Below are 2,586 nucleotides of genomic sequence, written 5' to 3' on the forward strand. Positions count from 1 at the left end.
CCGCCCACTTCGGTGTGAGCGTGGCGGGGGGGGCGGGGGTGGAGGGCGCGGGTCAACCGCCGTAGTGCGGCAGGGCGTCCGTTCCCCCCTCGAGGGCGACGTGGATCTCACATGCGGGTAGCCGAGGATTGTGCGACTTCGGGGCTGGATAGCATCGACAGCACGTGCAGATCGAGGAAACCCCGAGGACTTGTGTTGACTACCGACCATCTTGACCGCTGGAACGCTCACGAGGCTGCGGCGGAGGCGATGATTCCGATCATCGGCAGCTTGTATCGGGACAAGGGGGTGACGATTCTGCTGCACAGCCGGTCACTGGTGAACAAGTCGGTGATCAGCATCCTGCGGACCCACCGGTTCGCGCGGCAGATCGAGGGCGAGGAACTGTCGATCGACGAGACGCTGCCCTTCCTGGAGGCGCTGCGCTCGCTCGACCTGGGCCCCAGCAAGATCGACCTGGGCCGTCTGGTGATGGCCTACCGCGCCGACGAGCGCGGCCTGTCGGTCCCCGAGTTCACCGCCGACGTGCTCGCCGAGGTGATCGACGGCAACAAGGCCGAGGCGCAGGGCCCGCGCGATGTCGTGCTGTACGGCTTCGGCCGCATCGGCCGCCTGGTGTCGCGCCTGCTCATCGAGAAGGTCGGCTCCGGCAATGGCCTGGTCCTGCGGGCCGTCGTGGTCCGCAAGGGCGGCGAGGACGACCTGATCAAGCGCGCGTCGCTGCTGCGCCGCGACTCGGTGCACGGCCAGTTCAACGGCACCATCAAGGTCGACGCCGAGAACAGCACGATCATCGCCAACGGCAACGCGATCAAGTTCATCTACAGCAACGACCCGACCTCGATCGACTACACCGAGTACGGGATCGACAACGCGATCCTGATCGACAACACCGGCAAGTGGCGTGACCGCGCGGGCCTGGAACAGCACCTGCGCCCAGGCATCTCGAAGGTCGTGCTGACCGCGCCCGGCAAGGGCGACGTCCCGAACATCGTGCACGGCGTCAACCACCGTGAGCTGGACCTGTCGCAGACCATCTACTCCTGCGCGTCCTGCACCACCAATGCGATCGTCCCGCCGCTGAAGGCGATGGAGGACGAGTTCGGCATCGTGCGCGGCCACGTGGAGACGGTGCACTCGTTCACCAATGACCAGAACCTGCTGGACAACTACCACAGCTCCGACCGTCGCGGCCGGTCCGCGCCGTTCAACCTGGTGCTGACCGAGACCGGCGCGCAGTCCGCGGTCAAGAAGGCCATGCCGGACTTCCAGGCCAAGATCACCGGCAGCTCGATTCGCGTTCCCACCCCGGATGTCTCGGTGGCGATCCTGAACCTGCAGCTGAAGCGCGCGACCTCGAAGGACGAGGTGCTCGAGTACCTGCGCGAAATGTCGCTGTCGGGTCCGTTGAGCCGCAACCTCGATTTCACCGCGGCCACCGACGTGGTCTCGAGTGACTTCATCGGCTCGCGCGCGGCCTCGATCGTGGACGCCAACGCCACCATCGTGGACGGCGACACCGCGATCCTCTACCTCTGGTACGACAACGAGTTCGGTTACTCGTGCCAGGTCGTGCGGACCGTGCAGTACATCTCGGGTATCGAGTACCCGACCTACCCGCGCGTGGGCGCGGAGAGCGTCGCGGTCGCGGCGGGCTAGTCCCCGGATGTGACGAAGGGCCCCGGCGGTGTGACCGCCGGGGCCCTTCGCTGTGTGTCGACTAGCTGACCGGTGCGACCGGCTGCCAGCACACCACGCGCGCGGGCTGCGGGGTCACGGTCGCGCCGGCGGGGATGGCGCACTGGTTGGTGTCGGTGGTGCCGTCGAAGCGGCCGCCGATCTGGACGGTGATGGCGGTGCCGTTCTTGGCCGCGCAGTCGATGGGCGCGATCTGGTTGACGTCGGGTTGCATGCTGTAGCAGCTGCCCACCTTGACGTTGGGGGCGAAGCACAGCGAGTTGTTGCCGTTGGTGAGCACGAAGTAGCCGGCGTCGCGCAGCTTGCCATCGGGGCAGGTGGCGCCGTTCTTCACCGAGGCGGCGAGTTCGTAGACCGCGGAGTTGTCCTCGCAGGCGGTCGGCTTGATCTTGCCGATCTGGGCGCCGCGGTAGTCGGTGGCGGTGACGCAGTTGCCCACGGCCAGTTCGGGATCCTTGGCCGAGATGGCGCCGGACTTGGTGAGGCCGGCGACGAGGCCGAGCGCCAGGATCAGGATGCCGGCGACGGCGACGATGGTGCCCGTGTGCTTGGGCAGGCCGGATGACGCGGTCTCGGCGGGGATGCCGCCCTCTTCCGCTGCGACGGGGGTCGTCTTCGACCGGTTGCGCAGTACGAGCCCCACGATCAGCAGGACCACGCCGGCCGCTGGGATCAGGAGGCTGCCGGCGGAGAAGCCGGAGGAGTCGGCCGAATCTCCGGCCGCAAGGATCGCGGTCGACCCGATTTGCCCAATGAACACTGTGTTTCAACCCTTCCGGTCCGGTGACGGACTCGGCAGGAAAGTACCTCGAGTGGGGTACCGGCCGGGCTGTTTTTAAATGAACTTGTTTCCGATTTTTTCGGAGCGCGCTCACTGATGTGCGGGAC

At 66.8% G+C, this 2,586-nt stretch carries 2 protein-coding genes; one reads left to right on the plus strand and one right to left on the minus strand.

The window, feature by feature from the left end; translation table 11 throughout:
- Positions 1–195: 195 nt before the first annotated feature.
- Positions 196–1,659, plus strand: a complete 1,464-nt coding sequence (locus ACFV4K_RS35380) for a glyceraldehyde-3-phosphate dehydrogenase (protein WP_379280649.1) — start codon at positions 196–198, stop codon at positions 1,657–1,659.
- 61 nt (positions 1,660–1,720) lie between these two features.
- On the opposite strand, the gene ACFV4K_RS35385 is transcribed toward ACFV4K_RS35380, so the two are convergent.
- Complete coding sequence (locus tag ACFV4K_RS35385; RefSeq protein WP_379280650.1) at positions 1,721–2,458, minus strand: hypothetical protein; 738 nt, start codon at positions 2,456–2,458, stop codon at positions 1,721–1,723.
- Positions 2,459–2,586 lie beyond the last annotated feature (128 nt).

Origin of the sequence: Nocardia sp. NPDC059764, from assembly GCF_042732555.1 — a bacterium.
Taxonomy (GTDB): Bacteria; Actinomycetota; Actinomycetes; order Mycobacteriales; family Mycobacteriaceae; genus Nocardia.